Origin of the sequence: Clostridium algoriphilum (assembly GCF_020443705.1) — a bacterium.
Classification (GTDB): domain Bacteria; phylum Bacillota; class Clostridia; order Clostridiales; family Clostridiaceae; genus Clostridium_AD; species Clostridium_AD algoriphilum.
In genome coordinates this window covers 1-837 of the sequence record NZ_JAIZZK010000115.1, presented here as the reverse complement: position 1 = coordinate 837, position 837 = coordinate 1, and the positions used below count along the sequence as shown (strand labels likewise).

1 protein-coding gene is annotated in these 837 nt (G+C 32.9%); it reads left to right on the top strand.

Going from position 1 to position 837, the window contains the following annotated elements:
• Positions 1-195: 195 nt before the first annotated feature.
• On the top strand, positions 196-837 hold a 642-nt coding region (locus LGK95_RS22175; protein WP_226127089.1), incomplete at its 3' end, for a fructose PTS transporter subunit IIA.

The window sequence follows — 837 nt, the reverse complement described above, 5'->3', positions numbered from 1 at the left end:
TCAAAGGATCTAATTGAAGCATTTAGATGGGGAGCTACATCTGGAAGTGCTACAGCATTTTCAAAGGATTTATGTAAAAAAGAAGATATTGAGCATTATTTAGCACAGGTAATTGTAAATAAATTAGATTAATATCTAGCCATTAGCCTATTCATATAAACTAACTAAGATTGTATTTATTACAGGAGGACAAAGATGAAAATAACAGAACTTTTAAAGAAAAATACTATTATTCTAGATTTAAAGTCTAATAGTAAAGCAGAAGTAATTGATGAATTAGTAAATAAACTTGATAGTGCGGGAATGTTAAATGACAAGGAAGAATATAAGAAAGCAATTTTAAAAAGAGAAGCAGACTTCTCAACTGGAATTGGGGAGGGTATAGCTATCCCTCATGCAAAGGTTGCGGCAGTAAAAACTCCAGCATTAGCTTTTGGACGTTCTACAGCTGGAATTGATTTTGATTCCTTAGATGATTCTCCTGCAAACATATTTTTTATGATTGCAGCAACTGAGGGTGCTAATAATACACATTTGGAAACACTTTCAAGGTTATCTACTCTGCTTATGAATGAAGATTTTAAAAAGAAACTTCTCATTGTTAAAACACCTGAAGAGGTTTTAAGTTTAATTGATAGTCAAGAAGAGGAAAAACTAGAAGAAGAGAGTGCCGAAGAAGAAGAAATAGTAGAGATAAAAGGTTCAAAAGGTTTAGTTTTAGCAGTAACAGCATGTCCTACAGGTATAGCACATACTTATATGGCAGCAGATGCATTAAAGAATAAGGCTATAGAAATGGGAGTAGACATAAAGGTTGAAACCAATGGTGCTACAGGA